Annotated in this window: 1 protein-coding gene; it reads left to right on the top strand. The window is 72.3% G+C overall.

Annotated elements, in window-relative coordinates; translation table 11 throughout:
• The first annotated feature begins 45 nt into the window (after positions 1-45).
• On the top strand, positions 46-1,128 hold the full coding sequence (gene purM, locus FNX44_RS26960) for a phosphoribosylformylglycinamidine cyclo-ligase (protein ID WP_143651580.1): 1,083 nt from the start codon (positions 46-48) through the stop codon (positions 1,126-1,128).
• The last annotated feature ends 159 nt before the right edge of the window (positions 1,129-1,287 follow it).

The raw sequence follows: 1,287 nt of genomic DNA on the forward strand, positions 1-1,287 counted from the left end.
CCACCCACTTGAACCACCCACCCCCGAACTCGTCGACGGAGAGACATGAACGAGACCGCAGGCGACCCGACCGCGCCGGTGACCTACGCGAGTGCGGGCGTCGACATCGAGGCCGGCGACCGGGCCGTGGAACTCATGAAGGAGTGGGTGCGCAAGGCGCAGCGCCCCGAGTCCCTCGGCGGGCTCGGCGGCTTCGCCGGACTCTTCGACGCCTCCGCGCTCAAGCGCTACGAGCGTCCGCTGCTCGCCTCCGCCACCGACGGCGTCGGCACCAAGGTCGCCATCGCCCAGCGCATGGACGTGCACGACACCATCGGCCGCGACCTGGTCGCCATGGTCGTGGACGACCTCGTCGTCTGCGGTGCCGAACCGCTGTTCATGACCGACTACATCTGCGTCGGCAAGGTGCACCCCGAGCGGGTGTCCGCCATCGTCAAGGGCATCGCGGAAGGCTGCGTGCTCGCCGGCTGCGCGCTCGTCGGCGGCGAGACCGCCGAACACCCCGGCCTCCTCGGACCGGACGAGTACGACGTTGCCGGCGCGGGCACCGGCGTCGTGGAAGCCGACCGGCTGCTGGGCGCCGACCGTATCCGTTCGGGTGACGTCGTCATCAACATGGCGTCCTCCGGGCTTCACTCCAACGGGTACTCGCTCGTCCGCAAGGTCTTCCTGGAGCGGGCCGGCTGGTCGCTGGACCGCGAGGTCCCCGACTTCGGCCGCACCCTCGGCGAGGAACTGCTGGAGCCCACCCGCATCTACTCCCTGGACTGTCTGGCGCTCACCCGCACCACCGAGGTGCACGCCTTCTCCCACGTCACCGGCGGCGGACTCGCGGCGAACCTCGCCCGCGTCATCCCCGACGGGCTGCACGCCACCGTCGACCGCGCCACGTGGACGCCGGCGCCGGTCTTCCGCGCCACGGCGGAGCTGGGCGCGATGGAGCGGCCCGAGATCGAGAAGGCGCTGAACATGGGCGTCGGCATGATCGCGATCGTGCCGGGCGCGTCGGCGGACGCGGCGCTGGAGACGCTGGCGGACCGCGGGGTCGAGGCGTGGGTGGCGGGTGAGATCACGGAGCGCGGGGAGCGCGCGGAAGCCGTCACGCTGGTCGGCGACCACCCGGCGTAACGCCTCCGGCGGGGGTCTCCCGATCCCTCCCCTTCCCGCTTCCTGGAGGCTGGCCCCCAGGACGGGCCGAACTCAGCCCGTCCGGCGTTTGAGGACCCGTCCGGCGTTTGAGGACAAGCGGCCGCCATGCCGTGATCGGGGTCCGGGGCGGAGCCCCGG

This window comes from Streptomyces alkaliterrae, assembly GCF_007097205.2.
GTDB classification, from domain to species: Bacteria; Actinomycetota; Actinomycetes; order Streptomycetales; family Streptomycetaceae; genus Streptomyces; species Streptomyces alkaliterrae.